Source organism: Paeniglutamicibacter sp. NPDC091659 (assembly GCF_044756805.1).
GTDB lineage: Bacteria > Actinomycetota > Actinomycetes > Actinomycetales > Micrococcaceae > Paeniglutamicibacter.
In genome coordinates this window covers 39,946-62,480 of sequence record NZ_JBIVTO010000016.1, presented here as the reverse complement: position 1 = coordinate 62,480, position 22,535 = coordinate 39,946, and the positions used below count along the sequence as shown (strand labels likewise).

The 22,535-nt window shown below is 66.0% G+C and carries 21 protein-coding genes and 1 pseudogene; 17 read left to right on the top strand and 5 right to left on the bottom strand.

Annotation, left to right across the window (positions count from 1 at the left end; all coding sequences use genetic code 11):
- The first annotated feature begins 311 nt into the window (after positions 1-311).
- The 4 genes from ACIQLF_RS20685 (at position 312) to gatB (ending at position 4,459) form a co-directional block, all read left to right on the top strand.
- Positions 312-923, top strand: coding sequence for a hypothetical protein (locus tag ACIQLF_RS20685; RefSeq protein ID WP_400302769.1), 612 nt, complete (start codon positions 312-314; stop codon positions 921-923).
- A 172-nt stretch (positions 924-1,095) separates the two neighbouring features.
- The gene (gene gatC, locus ACIQLF_RS20680) at positions 1,096-1,392 is read left to right on the top strand and encodes an Asp-tRNA(Asn)/Glu-tRNA(Gln) amidotransferase subunit GatC (protein WP_400302766.1); all 297 of its coding nucleotides are present in this window, start codon (positions 1,096-1,098) and stop codon (positions 1,390-1,392) included.
- 3 nt (positions 1,393-1,395) lie between these two features.
- Positions 1,396-2,943, top strand: a complete 1,548-nt coding sequence (gene gatA, locus ACIQLF_RS20675; protein WP_400302763.1) for an Asp-tRNA(Asn)/Glu-tRNA(Gln) amidotransferase subunit GatA — start codon at positions 1,396-1,398, stop codon at positions 2,941-2,943.
- A gap of 1 nt (position 2,944) precedes the next feature.
- On the top strand, positions 2,945-4,459 hold the full coding sequence (gatB, locus tag ACIQLF_RS20670) for an Asp-tRNA(Asn)/Glu-tRNA(Gln) amidotransferase subunit GatB (RefSeq protein WP_400302761.1): 1,515 nt from the start codon (positions 2,945-2,947) through the stop codon (positions 4,457-4,459).
- Positions 4,460-4,581: 122 nt separating this feature from the next.
- Here the strand turns inward: gatB and ACIQLF_RS20665 are convergent, their stop codons facing one another.
- Positions 4,582-6,387: an HNH endonuclease signature motif containing protein gene (locus ACIQLF_RS20665; protein WP_400302758.1), complete on the bottom strand. Its 1,806-nt coding sequence runs from the start codon at positions 6,385-6,387 to the stop codon at positions 4,582-4,584.
- Between the two features lie 111 nt (positions 6,388-6,498).
- Here ACIQLF_RS20665 and ACIQLF_RS20660 point away from each other — a divergent pair, with 111 nt between their 5' ends.
- The 10 genes from ACIQLF_RS20660 to ACIQLF_RS20615 all read left to right on the top strand — a co-directional run bounded on the left by ACIQLF_RS20660 (position 6,499) and on the right by ACIQLF_RS20615 (position 17,045).
- On the top strand, positions 6,499-6,873 hold the full coding sequence (locus ACIQLF_RS20660; RefSeq protein WP_400302755.1) for an ArsR/SmtB family transcription factor: 375 nt from the start codon (positions 6,499-6,501) through the stop codon (positions 6,871-6,873).
- A complete protein-coding gene (locus ACIQLF_RS20655) occupies positions 6,870-7,271 on the top strand; it encodes a VOC family protein (protein ID WP_400302752.1) in 402 nt (133 codons plus the stop codon). The genes ACIQLF_RS20660 and ACIQLF_RS20655 overlap by 4 nt, the downstream gene beginning before the upstream one ends.
- On the top strand, positions 7,268-8,200 hold the full coding sequence (locus ACIQLF_RS20650; RefSeq protein ID WP_400302749.1) for an aminoglycoside phosphotransferase family protein: 933 nt from the start codon (positions 7,268-7,270) through the stop codon (positions 8,198-8,200). The genes ACIQLF_RS20655 and ACIQLF_RS20650 overlap by 4 nt, the downstream gene beginning before the upstream one ends.
- A 561-nt stretch (positions 8,201-8,761) precedes the next feature.
- On the top strand, positions 8,762-9,874 hold the full coding sequence (locus tag ACIQLF_RS20645) for an ROK family protein (RefSeq protein ID WP_400302748.1): 1,113 nt from the start codon (positions 8,762-8,764) through the stop codon (positions 9,872-9,874).
- Between the two features lie 231 nt (positions 9,875-10,105).
- Positions 10,106-11,698, top strand: coding sequence for an ABC transporter substrate-binding protein (locus ACIQLF_RS20640; protein ID WP_400302745.1), 1,593 nt, complete (start codon positions 10,106-10,108; stop codon positions 11,696-11,698).
- 105 nt (positions 11,699-11,803) lie between these two features.
- The gene (locus ACIQLF_RS20635; protein WP_400302742.1) at positions 11,804-12,727 is read left to right on the top strand and encodes an ABC transporter permease; all 924 of its coding nucleotides are present in this window, start codon (positions 11,804-11,806) and stop codon (positions 12,725-12,727) included.
- Positions 12,724-13,728, top strand: coding sequence for an ABC transporter permease (locus ACIQLF_RS20630; RefSeq protein WP_400302740.1), 1,005 nt, complete (start codon positions 12,724-12,726; stop codon positions 13,726-13,728). Before ACIQLF_RS20635 ends, ACIQLF_RS20630 begins: the two co-directional genes overlap by 4 nt.
- A gap of 1 nt (position 13,729) precedes the next feature.
- Complete coding sequence (locus tag ACIQLF_RS20625) at positions 13,730-14,773, top strand: ABC transporter ATP-binding protein (protein ID WP_400302737.1); 1,044 nt, start codon at positions 13,730-13,732, stop codon at positions 14,771-14,773.
- Positions 14,760-15,797 (top strand): ABC transporter ATP-binding protein, encoded by a 1,038-nt coding sequence (locus tag ACIQLF_RS20620; protein ID WP_400302734.1) that lies wholly within the window; start codon positions 14,760-14,762, stop codon positions 15,795-15,797. Before ACIQLF_RS20625 ends, ACIQLF_RS20620 begins: the two co-directional genes overlap by 14 nt.
- A 69-nt stretch (positions 15,798-15,866) precedes the next feature.
- Entirely contained in the window at positions 15,867-17,045 is a 1,179-nt protein-coding gene (locus tag ACIQLF_RS20615) for a Gfo/Idh/MocA family protein (RefSeq protein WP_400302732.1), read from the top strand.
- A 118-nt stretch (positions 17,046-17,163) separates the two neighbouring features.
- On the opposite strand, the gene ACIQLF_RS20610 is transcribed toward ACIQLF_RS20615, so the two are convergent.
- A complete protein-coding gene (locus tag ACIQLF_RS20610; protein ID WP_400302730.1) occupies positions 17,164-18,072 on the bottom strand; it encodes a LysR family transcriptional regulator in 909 nt (302 codons plus the stop codon).
- 134 nt (positions 18,073-18,206) lie between these two features.
- Here ACIQLF_RS20610 and tdh point away from each other — a divergent pair, with 134 nt between their 5' ends.
- Complete coding sequence (gene tdh, locus ACIQLF_RS20605; RefSeq protein ID WP_400302727.1) at positions 18,207-19,253, top strand: L-threonine 3-dehydrogenase; 1,047 nt, start codon at positions 18,207-18,209, stop codon at positions 19,251-19,253.
- Between the two features lie 51 nt (positions 19,254-19,304).
- A complete protein-coding gene (locus ACIQLF_RS20600; protein ID WP_400302724.1) occupies positions 19,305-20,504 on the top strand; it encodes a glycine C-acetyltransferase in 1,200 nt (399 codons plus the stop codon).
- 146 nt (positions 20,505-20,650) lie between these two features.
- On the opposite strand, the gene ACIQLF_RS20595 is transcribed toward ACIQLF_RS20600, so the two are convergent.
- Both ACIQLF_RS20595 and ACIQLF_RS20590 read right to left on the bottom strand, forming a co-directional pair.
- Positions 20,651-21,178, bottom strand: a complete 528-nt coding sequence (locus ACIQLF_RS20595; protein ID WP_400302721.1) for a peroxiredoxin — start codon at positions 21,176-21,178, stop codon at positions 20,651-20,653.
- Positions 21,179-21,326: 148 nt separating this feature from the next.
- A complete protein-coding gene (locus ACIQLF_RS20590) occupies positions 21,327-21,527 on the bottom strand; it encodes a hypothetical protein (RefSeq protein WP_400302774.1) in 201 nt (66 codons plus the stop codon).
- 8 nt (positions 21,528-21,535) lie between these two features.
- On the opposite strand from ACIQLF_RS20590, the pseudogene ACIQLF_RS20585 reads away from it, so the two are divergent.
- A pseudogene (locus tag ACIQLF_RS20585) lies at positions 21,536-21,847 on the top strand (aminotransferase class I/II-fold pyridoxal phosphate-dependent enzyme); the annotation flags it as partial.
- A 94-nt stretch (positions 21,848-21,941) separates the two neighbouring features.
- On the opposite strand, the gene ACIQLF_RS20580 reads toward ACIQLF_RS20585, so the two are convergent.
- Positions 21,942-22,487, bottom strand: coding sequence for a YceI family protein (locus ACIQLF_RS20580; protein WP_400302718.1), 546 nt, complete (start codon positions 22,485-22,487; stop codon positions 21,942-21,944).
- Between the last annotated feature and the right edge of the window lie 48 nt (positions 22,488-22,535).

Genomic DNA, 22,535 nt, shown 5'->3' with positions numbered 1-22,535 from the left:
GCGGCGATCTGGCACAACCTGAACACCGGCCGTCATCCGCTGCGCTCACTGACCGCCTATGACCACTGAGCCCTTGGAATCAATCATCTAGGCGGCGGCCCGCAGGGCACCGCAACTATTACCGAGGCTTCCACGGTTCACCCGTTTCGACGGGCGGACCGCGGAAGCCTCGTCGTTTAACCGCAGGGGTCCAACCGCCCGAGCCGGTGCCGCGCATTGCGCGTGTGTCTTGGGGATTCGGCGTCGGGGTTGGATACGCTCGAAGCCGTAGGCACCACGCGTACGGCCACCGAGTGAAGGAAGCCCCCAACATGAGCGTCATCCACGACACGACCATGGTTCCGACCAAGCGCGAGCTGATGGCCGAATGGCTGCCGAAGCAGGAATGGTTCGAGGGGGATGCGGCTCCCGCGCTCAGCGTGGCCGGTGGGTTCCGGCTTGACGATCCGTCCGGCGAGGTCGGCCTGGAAATGATCCTGCTGCTCGATTCCGCGCGGGAGGAACCGGTCCTCTATCACGTCCCGCTGAGCTACCGCGGGGCCGCACTAGCCGGTGCGGAGGATTACCTGCTGGGCACCAGCGAGCACGGGGTGCTGGGCACCCGCTGGATCTACGACGCCGCCGGCGACCCGGTGTGGCAGGAACAGATGCGTGCCCTGTTTGCCGGCAAGGTGCAGGCGCAGCACCAGAACGATTCGAATGTGCTTGACGGTTCGGTCACCGTTGAGCCGGCGCTGGCGGCGCCAGCAGCCGAACCGTCGGAAGCCGGCGCGAAGGCAGCCGAAGCGCACGCCGGCCTTGCCGTGATTCGCCGTCCCGCCGCGGGCGGAGCGGGCTCCGGGGAAGCGCGGGCCTGGGTGCGCGTTCCATGGACGGACGCCAAGGGCGCCAGCGGTGCGGGTGCCGTCGTCGAGCTTGCCTAGCCCGGCCGCGTCGGGGTTTGCTTTCGGGTTTGGGACGGCCGTGGCCGTGCCGGTTCCACGGAGGGTGAATGGGCGTGCGGGATCACGCCTCGACCCGCAAAACCGGCGCTGTTCGGACCCGCGGGGCGTACTAGACTAGTGGGGAAACCCATCCGCCCACTTAGGGAGATACATGTCTGCCATCAGCCGTGAGGACGTTGCGCACTTGGCGCACCTGGCCCACATTGAGATGAGCGATGCCGAGCTGGACAAGATGACCGGCGAGCTCGGTGTCATTGTCGAAGCAATCGCGTCGGTGTCCGAAGCCGCGTCCGCCGATGTTCCGGCCACCACCCACCCGATTGCGCTGTTCAACGTCTTCCGCGAGGACGTCGTCGGCCCGACGCTCACCGCCGAGGAAGCGCTGCAGAACGCGCCGGATTCCACCGACACGCGCTTCAAGGTGCCGGCCATTTTGGATGGAGAGTAATTCATGAACGAGATTATTCGTTACTCCGCAACCGAGCTTGCGGCCAAGCTGCGCGCCGGGGAGATCACCAGCGTGCAGGCCGTCCAGGCGCACCTGGACCGCATCGCCGAGGTTGACGGGGGAGAGCAGGGCGTTCACGCCTTCCTGTACGTCAATGGCGAAGAAGCGCTGGCAGTTGCCGCCGAGGTCGACGCGATCCGTGCCGCCGGCGGAGCCGCGGCGGAAGCGCTGCACCCGTTCGCCGGCGTGCCGATCGCCATCAAGGACCTGATCGTCACCAAGGGCCAGCCCACCACCGCTGCATCGAAGATGCTCGAAGGCTGGATGAGCCCGTACGACGCGACCGTGATCACCAAGATCCGCGAGGCCAAGCTGCCGATGCTGGGCAAGACCAACCTCGACGAGTTCGCGATGGGTTCCTCCACCGAGCATTCGGCCTACGGCCCGACCCGCAACCCGTGGGACCTGAACCGGATCCCCGGCGGCTCCGGCGGCGGCTCCGCCGCGGCGGTTGCCGCGTTCGAGGCACCGCTGGCCCTGGGCACCGACACCGGCGGATCGATCCGCCAGCCCGGCGCGGTCACCGGCACCGTCGGCGTGAAGCCGACCTACGGCGGAGTCTCGCGCTACGGCGCGATCGCCATGGCCTCCTCGCTGGACCAGATCGGCCCGGTCACCCGCACCGTGCTGGACTCCGCGTACCTGCACGAGCTGATCGGCGGGCACGACCCGGCCGACTCGACCTCGCTGAACGAGCCGGTGCCGGCACTGGTTGCCTCCGCCGAGCTGGGTGCCTCGGGCGACATGACCGGCGTGCGCGTCGGCGTCATCAAGGAACTGCAGGGCGAGGGCTACGAGCCGGGCGTGCAGGCACGCTTCGACGAGTCGCTTGAGGCGCTGCGCGCCGCCGGAGCGGAAATCGTCGAGGTTTCCTGCCCGAACTTCAAGTACGCGCTGGGCGCCTACTACCTGATCATGCCCTCGGAGGTCTCCTCCAACCTGGCGAAGTTCGACGGCGTGCGCTTCGGCACCCGCGTGCTTCCCGCGGAGGGCCCGCTCACGATCGAACGCGTCATGGGTGCAACCCGTGCCGCGGGCTTCGGCGAAGAGGTCAAGCGCCGCATCATCCTGGGCACCTACGCGCTGAGCGCCGGCTACTACGACGCCTACTACGGCTCGGCCCAGAAGGTGCGCACGCTGATCCAGCGCGACTTCGACGCCGCCTTCGAGCTCGCCGACGTGCTGATCTCCCCGACGTCCCCGACCGTCGCCTTCGAGCTGGGTTCGAAGACCGGCGATCCGCTGGCGATGTACCTCAACGACGTTGCCACCATCCCGGCGAACATGGCCGGCGTCCCGGGCATCACCGTCCCGGGCGGCCTGTCCGAGGGCCTTCCTGTCGGCATCCAGTTCCTGGCCCCGGCCCGCGAGGATGCCCGCCTGTACCGTGCCGGTGCGGCACTTGAGAAGCTGCTGGAAGACAAGTGGGGCGGCCGTCTGATTGACCAGGCCCCCGAACTGTCCGCCGCCACCACTGGAGGGGTTGCCTAACATGGCCATGCACACCGATGAACTCGTCGACTTCGACGTCGCGCTGGAAAAGTACGATCCGGTGCTGGGCTTCGAGGTCCACGTCGAACTGAACACCAAGACCAAGATGTTCTCCGCGGCACCGAACGTGTTCGGCGATACGCCGAACACCAACGTGACGCCGGTCTGCCTGGGCCTGCCCGGCGTGCTGCCGGTGGTCAACAAGACCGCCGTGGAATACGCGATCCTGATCGGCTTGGCGCTGAACTGCAAGATCGCCGAGCGTTGCGGCTTCGCCCGGAAGAACTACTTCTACCCGGACACCCCGAAGAACTTCCAGACCTCGCAGTACGACGACCCGATCGCCTACGACGGCTGGCTGGACATCGAGCTGGAGGACGGCGAGGTCTTCCGCGTGGAGATCGAGCGCGCCCACATGGAAGAGGACGCCGGCAAGCTCACCCACATGGGCGGGGCCACCGGCCGCATCCAGGGCGCCGACTTCTCGCTGGTCGACTACAACCGCTCCGGCGTGCCGCTGGTCGAGATCGTCACCAAGACCATCGAGGGCGCCGGCAAGCGCGCCCCCGAGCTGGCCAAGGCCTACGTCGCGGCGATCCGCGAAATCGTGAAGTCGCTCGACGTGTCCGACGCGAAGATGGAGCGCGGCAACGTGCGTTGCGACGCCAACGTCTCGCTGATGCTCAAGGGCGCGGACAAGTTCGGCACCCGCACCGAGACCAAGAACGTGAACTCGCTGCGCGCCGTCGAGCACGCCGTGCGTTTCGAGATCGAGCGCCACGCGGCGGTGCTGAACTCGGGTGCCGCGATCGTGCAGGAGACCCGTCACTGGCACGAGGACACCCGCACGACGACCTCGGGCCGCCCGAAGTCCGACGCCGATGACTACCGCTACTTCCCGGAACCGGACCTGGTGCCGATCATCACCACCCCGGAGTGGGTCGAAGAGCTGCGCGCCCGCCTGCCGGAGCCGCCGGCCGAGCGCCGCAAGCGCCTGAAGGCCGACTGGGGCTACTCGGACGCCGAGTTCCGCGACGTCGTCAACGCCGGTGTCACCGAAGCCATCGAGGAGACCATCGCCGCGGGCACCACCGCTGCAGTGGCCCGCAAGTGGTGGATGGGCGAGATCGCGCGCCTGGCCAAGAACGCCGACGTCGAGATCCTCGACCTGGGCGTCACCCCGGCCACGATCGTCGAGCTGAACTCGCTGATCGAGGGCAAGAAGATCAACGACAAGATCGCCCGCCAGGTGCTCGAGTTCGTGGTTGCCGGCGAGGGCACGCCCTCCGAGGTTGTCGCGGCGCGTTCGCTGGCCGTCGTCAACGACGATTCGGCACTGGGTGCCGCGATCGATGCCGCCATGGAAGCCATGCCGGACGTTGTCGAGAAGGTCAAGGCCGGCAAGTTGCAGGCCATCGGCGCGCTGATGGGCCCGGTCATGAAGGCCACCCGCGGACAGGCCGACGCCGGCCGCGTGCGCGAGCTCGTGCTTGAGAAGCTCGGCATCGAGGGCTAACACCTTCCGACGCCATGAGGCCTCGACTCCGTCCCCTGCGGGAGGAGCCGAGGCCTCATGCGTTGTCGCGCCAGACCGCGCGTGGAGGTTGGCAGCCGGCGGCGGGAGGCTGGTTCCCGGACTTAGAAAAGCGCTGGCGCGGTGAAGGCCGGCTGGGGGTTCCAGTAGGTGTTGCGCCGCGGCTTTTGTTCCGGATCCATGAACTTGGGCAGCATGGCCGCCGGCAGGCCGTCGTCGTTGTGGACAATTCTGATCAGGCCCGCGTGGACCGCGTGGTGGTGCCCGCTGCACGCGGGTGTTCCGTCTTCGACGCGAGTCAGTCCGCCGAGCTCCCAGGCTTTGAGGTGGTGGATTTCGCAATGCTCGGGCGGCACAGTGCACCCGGGAACCACGCACCCGCCGTCCCTGGCGAGGATCGCCTGGCGCATGTAGTCGGGGAAGTATCTTTCGGCCCGCCCGAGATCCAGGATCTGGCTCTTGCCATTCATGACGATGGGAATGGCCCGGCAGTTGCAGAGGTTTTGCCTCAGCTCCGCGGGGCCCAGTTGCTGGCCGTGCCGGGTGATGCCGCTTGTGCTTGCGCGTTCCTCGAGCTCGGCCAGGGTGGCGATGATGACCATGTCCGGTGACGGAAGGCCCGTGGATTTCTTCGGGTTGGTTGCCCGGCCGTTGGACTTCAGGAGGTTGAGCAGGCCCTGCAGGTGGCGCTGCGGGGGAGTGAGCCCGTCGGCACCCGGAGCACTCTGGTTGAGAAGCTCGAAGCGATCCGGCGTCGGCGTTGCCGACTGCGGTAGGGATTGCCATGGCTCGTTGCCGAGCGTGATTGCGGCAAGTTCTTCGGCAGTGGCCAGCGGCTTGTCGTGGGTAGCCGACGTGGCCAGCAGGAAATCCGGAAAAGTGGTGTTGGTTGCGGCAACCGGTGTGGAAGCGGGACCGCGGTCGATGCTTTCGGCGGAGGACGGGTCTGCATCCACGTCGGCAGCCAAATCGCTCCGAGGTGAAGCCGCAAACGGGGATTGTTGAAGCAGGCCCTCGCGGTCTCCGGCCTTTGTGCGGGGATTATCGGTTTGGGCGCAGAGCGAGAGAATGAATTCGGCATCTCCGGGCAGGGTCCGCAATAGGAATTCAACGGTGCCCGAGTTCATTCCGCGATAGAACAGCCCGAGCCTTGAACGCTGGACTTCCTCGGAGGGTTGGGCGATTCCCTGTTCCAGCGAGCTCTGGATGTTGCTCAGGAGCCGCCGCGTCGTTCGGGGGTCCTGGGCCCGGACAGATTCGAGGACCTGTTCTTCCAGCTCGGTGGACAGCGCGTGTGGATCGGGCTGTTGGTTGATGTGCGGGCGCAAGGCATCAAGTTTCTTGGCGGCGGTACTGATGGCCCCGGGGGATGCGTTGCCCGAGATCAGTTCGACGGCGAGCTTCGGGAACCGTGGCGGCAGGGCAGCGCCGTTGGCATCCGTGTGCGGCAAGAGATTTGTTCCCGATTGCAGTCGATCGCGCGCCTCGAAGAACGAAACATGCAGCACGTTCTGCAGGAAGTCGATGGTGTTCTTGAACGTCGGGCGTCCTGCAGGAACGGTGCGGGGATCGTCGGGCAATGGCCTTGCGCCACTGATGTAGTCTTCGGGGTTCTTGGCCAGGGGGCGCAATTCGTTCAGCTGCGCCACTGGCAGCTCATGGACGAGCGTACGTTGGGCAAGGTCGGCAGCGAGGATCTGCGCGTAGGCCGCGGTCCGGTGTGCGTGTTCCGCCATCAGTGCGAAGTAGCTTGCGTGGGTGGGCGACGCGGTGTGTTTGGCGATCCTCGGCGCCAGCGAGGCGGCGATCCGCAGCGCCGCGGCATAGGCGCGCAATTCATCACCCGGGGTCACCGTGTGCCCCGGGGTGTTGTTGCCGGTAACGGCTGTGATGAATGCGTCAGTTTGCATGGAACAAGGATGATACGGGTGGAAGTGCGTTGGGTTCGGCTGGTTCGGGAATGTGGATAACTAGCAATCCACTCGAGACAGGCCTTGACAGGCAAGTGTGGACTTGCCTTAATGGTGGGTGTGGAACTGCTGCTGAAGGCGCTCGCCGACCCGACCCGGGCGCACATCCTTGACGAGCTGGTGGACAGGGACGGGCAAACGCTGTTTGAGATTTGCGCGAGGCTGGCCGCGAAACACGGAATCACTCCGACCCGCCAGGCGGTCTCCCAGCACCTTGCGGTGCTTGAGGACGCGGGGTTGCTGCACAGTGAACGCTCGGGCCGCTACAAGTTCCACTACCTTGACACTTCTCCGCTGCAGGAAATTTTCCGCAGGTGGCCGCAGCAGGCCCAGACGGACAAACAGGCCTCGACAGAGGCCGGTTCGGGCCATGGCGGAGGGCCTGACAACCAGATTGCATCGTCGTCGGAAAGGACGAAACCATGAAGATCCACCTCGCAAGCATTTTTGTTGATGACCAGGCCAAGGGGCTTGAGTTCTACACCAACACGTTGGGCTTCGAAAAGAAGACCGACGTCCCGATGGGTGAGTTCTCCTGGCTGACGGTGGTTTCGCCGGAGGCCCCGGACGGGGTGGAGCTGGTGCTGGAACCGGCCAACCATCCGGCGGTGGGGCCGTTCCGTGACGCACTGGTGGCGGACGGCATTCCATTCACCTCGTTCTCCGTGCCGGACGTGCAGGCCGAGTACGAGCGGCTCGTGGGGCTTGGCGTGGTCTTCACACAGCCGCCGACGGCCATGGGGCCGGTGACGACCGCGGTGTTCGATGACACCTGCGGCAACCTGATCCAGATCGCCGCGATGGCGCAGATCCAGGGCGAATGAACGCGGCGCCCTCACCCGGGCCCAGGCCGGACGCGGACGTGGACACGGGCCCGGAGCTGGTCCGGGCGCTGCTGTCCGCCCAGCACCCGGAGCTTGCCGGGCTGGAGCTGACGTTTGCCGACGACGGCTGGGACAATACGGTCTACCGGCTGGGCCCGGATTTGGCCGTTCGGCTGCCGAGGCGCGCCAGCGCGCACTCGCTGTTGCTCAACGAGTTGCGCTGGCTGCCGTTCCTGGCGCCGCGGCTGCCCGAACCGGTGCCGGTGCCGGTGCACGGCGGCAAGCCGGGGGAGGGCTACCCGTACCACTGGGCGATCATGCCGTGGTTCGAGGGCGCGAGCGCGGCAACGGTTCCGCCGAGGGTACGCGATCTCTATGCGCTCCGGCTGGCCGCGTTTTTCCGGGCGCTGCATGTCCCGGCCCCTGCGGATGCGCCGAAGAACCCGGTGCGCGGCGTGCCGCTCAAGGACAGGGACGCGACCGTGCGCTGTCGGCTGGAGGAATCGGGCCTTGCCGATCGCGATGCGTTGCTTGCGCTGTGGGATGACGGGATCGGCGCGGCCGAGCATCGGGGTCCGCGGCTGTGGGTCCACGGGGACCCGCATCCGCACAACGTGATCGTCGGCGCCAGGGATCTCAAAGAAAACGGGCACGTCAAACCCGGGTTGCGGGCAGTGATCGACTTTGGCGATCTGTGTGCCGGGGACCCTGCCAGCGACCTGGCCGTTGCCTGGCTGCACTTCACCGAGGCGGGCCGGGAGTCGTTCAGGGCTGCGCTGGACCACCACGCCCTGTACTCGCCGGGTACCTGGGTGCGTGCCAGGGCCTGGGCCGTGAACTATGCGTCGCTGATGTCGGCGCTGCCCGAATCCGATCCGCTGCATGCCGTCGGGGTGCACGGGATCGGCCAAGTGATTCTGGGCGACTGATGTGGTGCCCGGCGCACGGTTTCGGCGCAGCGACACCCTGCCCACCTGGATGGCGGACAGGGTGTCACAAAAGCAATGATTTCAACTAAAGCGTGTTTGCTGGGTATTCTCGTGGTTCCGATCGGCAAAAGATGACGTGGCTTCCGCGGACCCCATGATCGATCGACGATTGGGGGCGTCCGGCCCGTTGCCTGCCGGCGGCATAGCCGGCATCGCGTGGCGATTTGCATCGTGCTCCAGACATGTTGGTCCCTCGGCTCATTGCCTCCAATGCGGGGGTATCGCCAAGGACGCGGGTGTCGTCAAGGCCGACAAGGAATGCGTGATGGGGCAACCGCAGATGTCGGCCCGTACGTGTTTGGGCAAGCCGAAAACGGATACGGCAACGAGTTTTGAAAACTGGGCCGAGCATTGGCACAAGGGAATGGGAGTTGACTAGGGGTGGAGATGCTTGACCGCGATCAGGGGATCGGTCTGCGCAACGGGCGTGGTCATCGTGGCGATGATTTGCGGCGACTGAACACCGCGGCCGTGATGGCGCATGTCTTCCACCATCCGGGGATGTCTCGATCCGAGATTGCGGCCCAACTCGGTTTGAGTGCTGCCTCGGTCACAAACATCACATCCGTATTGATCAACGACAAGCTCCTGGAGGCCATGCCCTCGCCCGTCGGAGCCCAGGGGCGCCCGCGGGTGCCCCTGCAGGTCGACTACCACTCGACCTTGGTCTTGGGGATCCACTTGGGCCCGCGTACCACCGGCGTGGTGCTCATGGGCCTGGACGGCAAGGAACGCGCAGCCGTTCTGGTGCCGCATGCCGGGATGGGGCCGGGAGAATCCATCGAGTTGGTGGTGTCGGCCGCCGAGAAATTGATCGACGCGCATGCCGACAGGCACATCATCTTGGGCACGGGCATCGCCACCGGCGGAATCGTTGACAGGGCCTCGGGTGTCGTCGTCGATAATCCTGCTGCGGGTTGGCAAAACGTGAGGGTTATGGACATGCTGCGGGGCAGGTTGCCCGCCCCCGTGATCGTCGACAACAACGCCCGCGCCGCCGCGCAATCCGAATTGCTTTACGGGCACGGGCAGCGTTCGGACGACTTCGTCCTGATGGTCATCACTGCCGACATCGGATCGGTGATGGTCAACAGCGGGCGAATTCGTTCCGGGTTCAGCCAGACTGCCGGACAGATTGCGCATCTGCGCGTCAGCGACGAGTTGCGGGACTGCCCGTGCGGCCGCACGGGTTGCCTGTCGGTGATGGCATCGGACGACGCGGTGACGCGAACGGCCATCGAGCACGGCCTGGTCGTCGGGAACATCGATGACGTTCTGGAGCTCGCCTCGCAAGGGGACTCCGAAGCCATCGAGATCCTTGAGCAGCGAAACAGGTACGTTGGTCGGGCGGCAAGTTCGCTGTTGGACATACATGACCCCGAACTGTTGGTGGTCGCGGGCACGCCCGCGGAGACCCCTGCCTTTTTCGGTTCGCTGGTCGCCGAGGTGGCCAGATATGCGCATGCCGGCCACGACGCCGCGAGCCGCGTGGTGCTGTCCTCGGACCACATATTTTCCTTGTCGCTTTTTGCCGGAGCGACGTTGGTTGATGCCCTGCTGGCAGATCCGCTGGGTGTGCTGGGTTTGGGCGACGCGGAAGCAGCTGTCTCCTAACAAGTCCCCCTGACTGACGGCTGTCAGAAACGGCCTAGTCGACTACGTGATGTCGCTGTGAGGCGAGTGAGCGTCACATGAATCTTGTGGAAAATTTTGACACTGCCAGCTGTATCTGGTTTATTTTAGAGCGTAAAAAAAGTGGTGAGGGTAATCACAGGCTGTGGTTATCTCGCTTACACCGCCGACCGTTCGGCGGGATATACGGATCATTTGTACGGGAGGAGCATCATGTCAAAGAAGAAGAAGTTGGCAGTAGCGGCGGCTTCGGCGGCGTTCATGCTGGTAGCCAGTGGTTGCGCTGCAGGAACTGGAAACAATGCCGGTGCCGAGGGTGAAAAGAAGCTTTCATTCCAGCTCACCGAGCCGAAATCGCTGGTCCCGCACGAGGATCCGGGAAGCCAGGTCGCCATGGCCACCTGTGCGAACCTGATGGAAGTCAACACGGAGACCCAGAAGCTGGAACCGCTGGCCGCCAAGTCGGTCACGAGCAAGGACGCCAAGACCTGGAAGATCGCCTTGCAGGACGGCTGGACCTTCCAAGACGGCACCCCCGTCACCGCGAACTCCTTCGTCGATGCCTGGAACAAGACCGCCACCGGCTCCAACGCCTGGCAGGGCAACGGCTACTTTACGACCTTTGAAGGCTACAAGGACCTGAACCCGGCCGACGGTTCCAAGCCGACGACCGACAAGCTCTCGGGCGTGAAGGTCATCGACGAGAACAACTTCGAGGTCACCCTCACCGCTGCGAATGCCGACTTCCCGAAGCTCTTGAGCACCTCCGCGATGTGCCCGCTGCCCGAACAGGCCTTCAGTGATCCCAAGGGCTACGAAGCCAACCCGATCTCCAACGGTCCGTACCAGTTCGCTTCCTGGGACCACAACGTTGAAGTTGTTTTGGAAAAGTGGGACGGCTTCAAGGGTGCCGCAGGATTCTCCGGGGGAGCGGACAAGCTCGTCGGCCAGATCTACACGGCCGTCGACGCCGCATACACCGACATGACCGCCGGCAACCTGGACATGATCCGCAACGTCCCGGCAACCATGGTCTCCAAGGCGAAGAGCCAGCTGGGCGAGGAATCCCTCTACGAGGTCAAGACCGGTTCCAAGCAGTACACGCTGCAGATCCCGGGCTACGTCAAGGGGCTCGAAAGCCCGGACCTGCGCAAGGCGATCTCGATGTCGATCGACCGCGAGACCATCGCCAAGTCGCTGCTGCAAGGCTACGCAACGTCCTCGGACTCGCTGGTGCCGCCGTCCCTTGCTTCCTACAAGGCGGGTTCCTGCGAATCGTGCACCTTTGATGCTGCGGGCGCAAAGGCGCTGCTGGCCAAGGCCGGCGGCTTCGACGGCACGCTGATCATCGAACACAACTCGGCCTCCGACCAGCAGCTGGTCCAGGCGATCTCCAAGCAGATCCAGGACAACCTGGGCATCAAGGTCCAGCTCAAGCCGATGATGGGCACCGAGCTGGAAGCACGCCGCAACGGCAAGAAGCTCGAAGGCGCCGTCTTCGGCCTGTGGGGCTGGTCCTACAAGAGCTCCGACCAGTACCTGAGCCAGTACGAAACCGGCGGCGACGGCAACGTGACCACCGGCTACTCGAACCCGGCCGTTGACAAGCTGATGGTCGCTGCCCGCGGCGAGCAGGACGAAGCCAAGTCTGCAGGCCTGTACGCCGATGCCGAAGCACTGATCATGAAGGACATGCCAGCGATCCCGCTGTTCATTCCGACCGACTTCGGACTTCGCTCCAAGTGCGCTTCAATGAACGATTCGCAGGGCGACCTGCAGTTCTACCGCGCCGGATACGGCTGCTAAACAAGCACAACACTTGCGCTGACGGGGGTGTGCCGACGATGACTCGACGGTACGCCCCCGATTCAGAACAGATGCGGCCGAATGGCCGCGAAAGGAAGCAGTCGCATGCTTGGCTACACAGTACGCCGAATCCTGCAGATGGTCCCGGTCGTCATCGGCGCCACCTTCATCATCTTCGCCCTCACCTTCTTGATGCCCGGTGACCCGGTCGCGGCGCTCACCGGCGCCCGCCCGCTGCCCGAATCCACGGTCGCCCAGATCCGCCTGGCCTACCACCTGGACGACCCGCTGCTGGTCCAGTATGGCAACTACATGCTCGGCCTGCTCCAGGGCAACTTCGGCATCGACTTCTTCGGCCGCCCCATCCTCGGGCTGATCCTCGAACGCCTCCCCACCACCTTCGCCCTGGCGATGACCGCCTGGGTGCTGAAGCTGGCCATCGGCCTGGCCATCGGCGTCTACGGCGGCCTGCGCCACGGACGGGCCGGGGACCACTTCGCCCTGGTCTTCACCGTCATCTTCCTGGGCATCCCCGGCTTCGTGATCGCCCTGGGCGCCCAGACCGTCTTCGGCGTCCAGCTGGGCTGGGTGGACCCCGCCGGCATCCGCGCCGGCTGGCCCATGGCCTTCATCCTGCCGGCCCTGGTCATGGCGATCGAGGCCTCCGCCGGCCTGGCCCGGCTGACCCGCACCTCCCTGGTGGACGTGCTGCGCGCCGAGTACCTGCGCACCGCCCGCGCCAAGGGACTCTCCCCGAACCGCGTCATCTGGGGCCACGCCCTGCGCAACGCGATGATCCCGGTGGTCACCTACCTGGGCCTGTCCCTGGCCGGCATGCTCGGCGGGGCCGTGCTCATCGAGGCGATCTTCAACATCCCCGGCATCGGGGGACTGATGGTCACGGCCATCAACAACAAGGAGGGCACCGTCGTGGTGGGCATCGCCACGATGCTCGTGCTGGTGTACCTGATCTTCAACCTGCTCGTGGACCTGCTCTACGGCATTATCGACCCGAGGGTGCGGATATGAGCCAAGAAACCGAAACCAACCAGGGCCCGGACTCGGGTCTGGACCCGTTGGCCCCGACCAACCCGATCACGCCCCCGGCGGGCCTGAAGACCCGGGCGGGCCTGAAGGCGGCCCCCGCCCCGAAGGCCGCCGCGGTGGGCTTCGCCCCGCGCAAGGCCGCCCGGAAGATCAACCGCGGGCCCGTGTGGCTCAAGCCCCGCTTCCTGATCTCCGGCTCCATCGTGGCCATCATGCTGCTCATGGCCGCGTTCCCCCAGCTGTTCGCCGGCCTCGGTGCGGACCTGAACGCGAACTGCGACATCATGAACACCAACCAGCCCCCCAGCCCCGAGCACCCCTTCGGCGTCGACATCCAGGGCTGCGACTACTACACCAACGTGATCTTCGGGGCCCGGGCCTCCATCCTGGTCGGCATCGTGGTCACCGCGATCTCCTTCGTGATCTCCGCGCTGCTGGGCTCCCTGGCCGGGTACTTCGGCGGCTGGGTCGACACCATCATCTCCCGCGCCTGCGACATGGCCTTCGGCCTGCCGTTCATCCTGGCCGCGATCGTGGTCCTGCAGCTCTTCTCCGAGCGCACCGTCTGGACCGTCATCTTCGCCCTGGCCCTGTTCTCCTGGGCCGGCGGGGTCCGCTTCATGCGCTCCTCGGTCCTGGAGGTCCGCAACCGCGAATACGTCCAGGCCTCCCGCCTGCTCGGCGCCTCCCACGGCCGGATCATCAAGACCCACATCATCCCCAACTCGCTCACCCCGCTGCTGGTGCTCCAGACCCTGGGCATCGGCGGGGTGATCTCCGCCGAGGCCGGCCTGACGTTCATCGGCATCGGCCTCACCCCGCCCTCGGTGTCCTGGGGCCTGCAGCTGGCCGCGGCCCGCGAATACATCTCCGCGGCCCCGCACCTGCTCATCTTCCCGGCGATCTTCCTGACCATCACCGTGCTCGGCTTTGTCCTCTTTGGCGAGGCGTTGCGCGACGAGTTCGACCCGAAAGGCAAATAACGTGGGCACCCACCAACACGCAACCCCCGCCGCCGATGCCGCACCGGACCCGGCCGGCGAGGTGCTGCTGCGCGTCAAGGACCTCGAGGTCGAATTCAACACCTCCCGCGGCATCGCCACCGCCGTGAACGGCATGAACTTCGAGGTCAAGCGCGGGCAGGCGCTGGGCATCCTGGGCGAATCCGGCTCCGGGAAGTCCGTCACCGCCCGGGCCATCATGGGCATCCTGGACATGCCCCCCGCCCACATCCCGCGCGGGCAGATCCTGCTCGAGGGCGAGGACCTGCTCACCATTACCCCCAAGCGCCACCGCCAGCTGGTCGGCTCGAAGGTCTCGATGGTCTTCCAGGACGCGCTGACCGCCCTGAACCCCGTCCACCCGGTGGGCCGGCAGATCGGCGAGCTCTACCGCGTGCACCGCGGCTACTCCCGCAGGGACGCCAAGGCCGCGGCCATCACCATGATGGAGCGGGTGAAGATCCCGGCCGCCGCCAAGCGGGTCAACGACTACCCGCACCAGTTCTCCGGCGGCATGCGCCAGCGCATCGTCATCGCCATGGCCCTGGCCCTGGACCCGGTGCTGCTGATCGCCGACGAACCCACCACCGCCCTGGACGTCACCGTGCAGGCGCAGATCCTCGAGCTGCTCAAGGAGCAGCAGGAGGAACGCAACATGGGCCTGATCCTGATCACCCACGACATCTCCGTGGTTAAGGAGGTCACCGACCAAGTCGCGGTCATGTATGCGGGCCGCGTCGTGGAACACGGGCCCACCGCCGAGGTGCTGGGCCGCCCCGGCCACCCCTACTCCAAGGGCCTGGGCGAATCGATCGCCGGCGAGGAACTCAAGGGACACCGCCTGCCGGCGATCCCCGGCACCCCGCCGGACCTGCTGAACCTGCCGGCCGGGTGCTCGTTCGCGAACCGCTGCTCCTACGCCACCGATGCCTGCAACGAGTCGATTCCCGCCTTGGAAACCCTCGAGGAGGGCCGCTTCGCGGCCTGCTTCCACACCCAGGAGGTCCTGAACCGTGTCAACGCCTGAAACCACGATGCTGGCCAACAAGCACGCCACCACGCCCGTCCCGTTGATGGAGCTGCGCGGGGTCAAGCAGCACTACCCGGTCGCCCGCCACCTGCCGATCGGCCCGCGCAAGGTCGTCAAGGCCATGGACGGGGTGGACCTGTCCATCGCCCCCGGGGAAACCCTCGGGGTCATCGGGGAATCCGGGTGCGGCAAGTCCACCCTGGCCCGCGTCATGGCCGGCCTGGAAAAACCCACCCAGGGCCAGGTCCTCTTCCGCGGCACCGACATCAACGACCTGCGCGGGGACGCACGCCGGGAGATGCGCCGGAACATCCAGCTGATCTTCCAGGACCCCTACTCCTCGCTGAACCCCCGGATGACCGTGGAACAGCTCGTCGGGGAACCCTTCGAGATCCACCCCGAAATCGCCCCCAAGGCCGGGCGCCGGGCGAAGATCAGGGAACTGCTCGAACTGGTCGGGCTGAACCCGGACCACGCCGAACGCTACCCGCACAACTTCTCCGGCGGCCAGCAGCAGCGCATCGGCATCGCCCGCGGCATCGCGCTGAACCCGAAGCTGCTGATCTGCGACGAACCGGTCTCCGCCCTGGATGTCTCGGTCCGCGCCCAGGTGGTGAACCTGCTCGATGACCTGCAGCAGGAACTCGGGCTCTCCTACCTGTTCATCGCCCACGACCTGCAGATCGTCCGGCACATCTCCGACCGCGTCGCCACCATGTATTTGGGCCGCATCGTGGAACTCGGGTCCTACGCGGATGTCTATGACCGCACCGCCCAGCCCTACACCCGGGCGCTGATGTCCGCGGCCCCCGAGCTGCGCCGGCACGACGGGACCGACCGGGAACGGATCATCCTGCAGGGGGACCCGCCCTCGCCGATCGACCCGCCGGCCGGCTGCCGCTTCCACACCCGCTGCCCGATGGCCCAGGCCGTCTGCGCCACCACGGAACCGGAACTGATCCGGGTCGGCGAGACGCACGTGGCCCGCTGCCACTTCGCCACCGACACCCCAACCAACTAGCGCCGGGTGCGCCCGGGATACGGGTGCACCAACACCGAATTCTAAGTTTTGTAAATAAGGAGTAAATTCGTGGATCTCAAAGTAGGTGTTGTAGGTTTCGGCCTGCGTGCCGGACTGTACAAGCACGCCCACCGTCCCGGCGCGGGTTCGGTCGTGACCATGGTGTGTGACACCAGCGAACGCGGTCGTGCCGACGCAGCCGAAAAGCTGCCCGAGGCAACCATCACCGCCGACCTGGACGTACTGCTCAACGCGGGCCTGGACGCCGTGCTGGTGCTGACGCCTGACAACCAGCACGCGGTCGTTGCCAAGCGCACCCTGGAAGCCGGAATCCCGACGTTCTGCGAGAAGCCGCTGGATGTCACCCTGGACGCGGTGGACGAGGTGCTGGAAACGGCCTTCCGCACCGGCACCAAGCTGTACGTGGGGCACAACATGCGCCACATGCCGGTGGTCCGCCAGATGCGCGACATCATTGAATCCGGCGCCATCGGCGAGGTCAAGGCCGTTTGGTGCCGCCACTTCGTGGGCAACGGCGGCGACTACTACTTCAAGGACTGGCACGCCGAGCGCAAGAACACCACCAGCCTGCTGCTGCAAAAGGGCGCCCACGACATCGACGTGATCCACTGGCTTGCCGGCGGATACACCGAGCGCGTCTCCGCCGTCGGCGACCTGGCCGTGTACGGGGACGTCGAATCCCGCCGCGACAACACCGACCGCCGCATGTGGGACTGGTTCTCGCTGGAGAACTGGCCGCCGACCGAGCAGACCGACCTGAACCCGGTCATCGACGTGGAAGACATTTCCATGATGCAGATGAAGCTGGACAACGGCGTGCTGGCTTCCTACCAGCAGTGCCACTTCACCCCCGACTACTGGAGGAACTACACGGTCATCGGCACCGCGGGCCGCCTGGAGAACTTCGGTGACGACGCGGGCAACATGATCAAGGTGTGGAACACCCGCAGCCAGAACGGCTACGTGAAGGCTGACATCGAGGTGGAAATCGAGGCAGCCGACGGCGGCCACGGCGGCGCCGACCCGCGCCTGATCGCCGAGTTCCTGCGCTTCGCGGCCGAGGGTGGACCGACCGAGACCTCTCCGATCGCCGCGCGTGCCGCGGTCGCCGCGGGCGTCCTGGCCACCGAGTCCCTGCGCACCGACGGATCGGCCAAGCAGGTTCCCGCACTCAGCGAGGAACTGCTGGCCTACTTCGCGGCCAACCAGGAGCGCATCAACGCCTAGCTAGACGTCGCAAGACAAGTTCATGACGTACCGAATCGGGGGCTATCCCACCAGTTGCTTGGTGGGGGAGCCCCCGATTCCTCGTGCGCGGGCAACCGGGGCCGGCGACCGCGGCGCGTCAGTGGTTCGTGAGTTCGGCCATGGCCTCGCGCATGGCCTGGACCACCAATTGCACGCTGCGCCGGTGCATGGATTCCGGGCGTGCCAGTAGGTCGATGCGGCGCCGGTTGGCGATGCCTTCCAGCCCGCGCAACACGACGTTGTCGCCCACCGCGGCGCCGGCTGTGTAGCGCGGAATGATGCCGATGACATCGCCGGATGCGACAAGCGCCGCAACCGTCGCGTAGTCGTTGATGCGGTGGATGATGTTCGGCGCGGCGCCCGAGACGGCACTGATCGCGCCGAGCACGTCGGCGGGGGAGAAGCCCTCGCGGCTGACCACCCATCGTTCGTTGACGAGGTCCGACGGGCGCAGGGTTTCCCGATCCGCCAGCGGATGGCCCGCCGGCAGCGCAATGTCCAGCGGTTCGTGCGCCAGCGGTGTGACGACAACCCTGTCCGCGGGCCAGTGCGGGGTGTGGTCCATGCGGTGCGCCAGCACCAGGTCGTAGCGCGCGCTCAGGGCGGGAAAGTCTTGTTGGGCGACGTCCTCGTCGAAGAACTGGGGCAGCGGCGCGCCCTCGAAGGACAGCTTGCTCAGTAGCGGGGCAAAGAGCGACTGCCCCACCGAATGGAACCCCGCAATGCTGACCGGAGCCGTGGCGCTCTCCTGGAAGGCGCCGATCGCGGACCGCGCGGCGGCCAGCGAGGAGATCACCGCGGCCCCGGCGGCGGCCAGGACCTGGCCCGCCTCGGTGAGGACAAGGTTGCGCCCCTCCTTGCGGGTCAGCGGCACGTCGATGTTGCGCTGCAGCAGCGCCAGCTGCTGCGAAACCGCTGAGGGTGTGACATAGAGCGCGCTGGCCACGGCCTTTACGGATCCGAGATCGCCGAGCTCGCGCAGGATCTGCAGTTGGTGAACTTCCATGTAGCAAATTCTAAATCGTTGATTGAGAAACATGTGCATCTTCTAAGGTGTCAACCGGGTGATGCAGGTGACACACTTGAAGCCGATCCCCGTTCGTCAGGGCGCCCGCTCGGGCGCAAGATAAGGAAAAAACGATGAAGGCACTGTACAAGTCCGGACCATACGCCGGCTTCGAACTCGTTGACCGCCCCGAGCCCGTCACCGGCGACCGTGACGTCAAGATCCGCGTGATGACCGCAGGCATCTGCGGCACCGACCTGCACATCCAGGCCTACGACGACGCGGCGAAGGCCATGATCAAGGCCCCGATGATCCCCGGCCACGAGTTCTACGGCGAGGTCGTGGAGGTCGGCGACGACGTCAACGACGTCAAGATCGGCGACCGCGTCTCCGGCGAGGGCCACGTGGTCTGCGGCATGTGCCGCAACTGCCGCGCCGGCCGCCGCCAGATGTGCATCAACACCGTTTCCGTCGGCGTGCAGCGCGACGGCGCCTTCGCCGAGTTCGTGGTCATCCCCGAAACCAACGTCTGGGTCCACCGCGACGCCTCGATCACCCCGGAACTCGGCGCGATCTTCGACCCGTTCGGCAATGCAGTGCACACCGCGCTCTCCTTCCCGCTGGTCGGCGAGGACGTGCTGATCACCGGCGCCGGACCGATCGGCCTGATGGCCGTGGCCGTCGCCCGCCACGCCGGCGCCCGCAAGATCGCCATCACCGACGTTTCGCCGAACCGCCTGGAACTGGCCCGCGGCATGGGCGCCGACCTGGCCATCGACGTGTCCAAGATGCGCATCAAGGAGGCTCAGCACGAGCTCGGCATGCTCGAGGGCTTCGACTTCGGCATGGAAATGTCCGGCCACCCCACCGCGCTGCCGGAAATGATCGAGAACATGAACCACGGTGGCCACATCTCCATGCTGGGCCTGCCCTCCAGCTCGATCGACATCGACTGGGGCAAGGTCGTCACCCACATGCTCACCCTCAAGGGCATCTACGGCCGCGAAATGTTCGAGACCTGGTACGCCATGAGCGCGATGCTGACCTCCAACCCGCAGCTGCGCGAACGCGTTGCCTCGGTGGTCACCGACTTCCTGCCGGCCACCGAGTGGGAAGCCGGCTTCGAGGCCGCACGCTCGGGCCACGGCGGCAAGGTCGTCCTGGACTGGACCGTCTTCTAAGCCGTCCCCCCAAGCCTCTTCCACCTTCCCAGCTACTTCCAGGAGAAGCACATGTACACCACCATGAAAGACGAACTCGCCGCCGAGCTGGCGCAGCTTCGCACCGACGGCCTGTTCAAGTCCGAGCGCCACATCGACTCCCCGCAGTCGAACCGCATCGCCGCCGGCGAGCTCGGCTCCGAGGCCAAGAAGGTCCTGAACTTCTGCGCCAACAACTACCTGGGCCTGGCCGACGACGCCCGCATCATCGAGGCAGCCAAGAACGCCATGGACGAGCGCGGCTTCGGCATGGCCTCGGTCCGCTTCATCTGCGGCACCCAGGACCTGCACCTGGAACTGGAAACCGCGGTCTCCAAGTTCCTGGGCACCGAGGACACCATTCTGTTCTCCAGCTGCTTCGACGCCAACGGTGGCGTCTTCGAGTCGCTCTTCGGCCCGCAGGATGCCATCATCTCCGACGCGCTGAACCACGCCTCGATCATCGACGGCATCCGCCTGTCCAAGGCCGCGCGCTTCCGCTACGCCAACCAGGACATGGCTGACCTGGAAACCCAGCTGCAGGCGGCAGCCGCGCTGAACGACGGCAAGGGTGCCCGCCGCACCATCGTCGTCACCGATGGCATCTTCTCCATGGACGGCTTCATTGCCCCGCTGGAAGCCATCTGCGACCTGGCCGACAAGTACGGCGCACTGGTCATGGTCGACGACTCCCACGCCGTGGGCTTCATGGGCGCCACCGGCGCCGGCACCCCGGAGCACGCGGGCGTCTCCGACCGCGTTGACATCTACACCGGCACCTTCGGCAAGGCCCTGGGCGGCGCCTCGGGCGGCTACGTCTCCGGCCGCAGCGAGATCGTCGCGATGCTTCGCCAGAAGGCGCGCCCGTACCTGTTCTCCAACTCGCTGGCCCCGGCCATCGTCGCGGCGACGCTCAAGGCGCTGGAACTGGTGGAAGGCTCGGGCGAGCTGCGCGAGAAGCTCTTCGCCAATGCGGCACACTTCCGCACCCGCATGACCGAAGAGGGCTTCGACCTGCTCGACGGCGAACACGCGATCGTTCCTGTCATGTTCGGCGATGCCGTCAAGGCCGCCGAGGTCGCCGGCAAGATGCTCGAGCAGGGCGTCTTCGTGACGGCCTTCAGTTTCCCGGTGGTCCCCAAGGGCGCCGCGCGCATCCGCGTGCAGCTCTCCGCCGCACACTCGGCCGAGGACATCGAGGCCTGCGTGCAGGCCTTCGTCGCCAGCCGCTAGGCAACTTAGCGACCAAGTCGCGACAGGCATCGCCCGCACGCCCCCGTCCTTGGGTTCAAGGAATGGGGGCGTGCGGGCGATGCCCGTTTAAGCAGGTGTCGATGGCCGTCCTGACGTGGACGGCAAGGCAACCGTTCCGGCTCCGGTTACCGGTCTTGTTGGAGCTGCGCGAGCAGACGACGCGGATGGGCGGCGGCGTCGGCGATGCCGAAATACGCGTGCGTGATCGTGCGGTCGCTGACCACCAGGGTGCTGCGGACATGAAGCAGCTCGCCCTCGAAACCGAAGGTCGGCAGGCCGCAGGCGGTGGCCAGGGCGAACCCGGGGTCCGAAAGCAGCGGATAGGGCAGGTGCAGGCGCTCGACGGCCTCGAGCTGGTGGTCGGTGTCCTGGCTCGAAAGTCCCAGCACGCGGTAGCCGATGGCCGCGTAGTCGGCGGCGAGGTCGCGGAACCCGCAGGCCTCCGGGGTGCAACCCTTGGCGCCGGGTACCTGCGCCCACCCTGGATGCTCAACCTCATCCGGGCGGCCGGTCCGCGGATAGATGAACAGCACGAAGGAACCCGTAGCGAAGTCCATCGGACCCAGCGTTTCCCCGGTGGTGGACGGCAAGGAGAGCAGCGGGAACTGTTGCCCGACCAAGTAGTCGGCGGAGATGTCGGTTGGCGTGTCCATCGAAACAGTTTGCCACACGGTCGAGGAACCATGAGCTGGGCCACCCTGCCTGCAGTGGCCCACCGCGGCCCGGACTTCCCCGATGGGAGCATTTGGGTGCCCGCTTGGATCGAGGAACGAACGCTGGGTGCCGGAGTCGGACGGAACGTTATTGCTGCCCGGTGTTTGGGATGTGCCCGTCCGAAGGGCGGATGGTATTCCGGTGCACGAACCCGGGGATCGCAACGGTCGGAAGGGTGGCGAGGATTCCACCGATCCACGAGCCGAAGATCAAAGCGATGCCGCACAGGTCCTGACCTTGGCCTTCGGAGAGCCCCGGGACGTAGGGCTGCGGAACCAAGGTGCCCACGCGCGGGCGTCTCCGGCCGCAGCGAGATCGTCGCGATGCTTCGCCAGAAGGCGCGCCCGTACCTGTTCTCCAACTCGCTGGCCCCGGCCATCGTCGCCGCGACGCTCAAGGCGCTGGAACTGGTGGAGGGCTCGGGCGAGCTGCGCGAGAAGCTCATCGCCAACGCCACCCACTTCCGCACCCGCATGACCGAAGAAGGCTTCGACCTGCTCGACGGCGAACACGCGATCGTTCCTGTCATGTTCGGCGATGCCGTCAAGGCCGCCGAGGCCGCCGGCAAGATGCTCGAGCAGGGCGTCTTCGTGACGGCCTTCAGCTTCCGTCGGCGTCGTCATTGTCCTACATCGTGTGCCGAGGAAAGCAAAGGAGGCCGTCGTCCACCGGGGTGAACGACGGCCTCCTTTGCGAAAGCATTTAGTTGCTGGCGGCGAGCACGAAGGCGGAATCGATGTTGATGGTGACCTTGTCGCCAACAAGCACGCCGCCGGCCTCGAGCGCCGCGTTCCAGGTGATACCGAATTCCTTGCGGGAGATCTGCGTGGTGGCGGAGAACCCGGCGCGGGTGGCGCCGAACGGGTCGACTGCAACGCCGCCGAACTCGACCTTGAAGGTCACCGGCTTGGTGGTTTCCTTGATGGTCAGTTCGCCCTGGAGTTCGAACTCCTCGGCGGTTCCTGCGACGCCGGTGGACACGAAGGTCATTTCCGGGAACTGCTCGACGTTGAAGAAGTCCGGGCCCTTGACGTGGGCATCGCGGTTGTTGTCGTTGGAATCGAAGGACCCGGTCTTGACGATGGCCTCAATCTTGGAGGTCGCGATCGAATCGCCGACGGTCAGTGTGCCGGTCACGTCGGTGAACGCGCCGCGGACCTTGGAGATACCTGCGTGGCGGACGGTGAAGCCAACTTCGCTGTGCGAAGTGTCGAGGTTCCAGGTGCCGGGGATGATTTCGATGCTCATGGGTGAACTCCTTGGTGTGGGAAGCCGATGTGGTTAACCGGATTACAT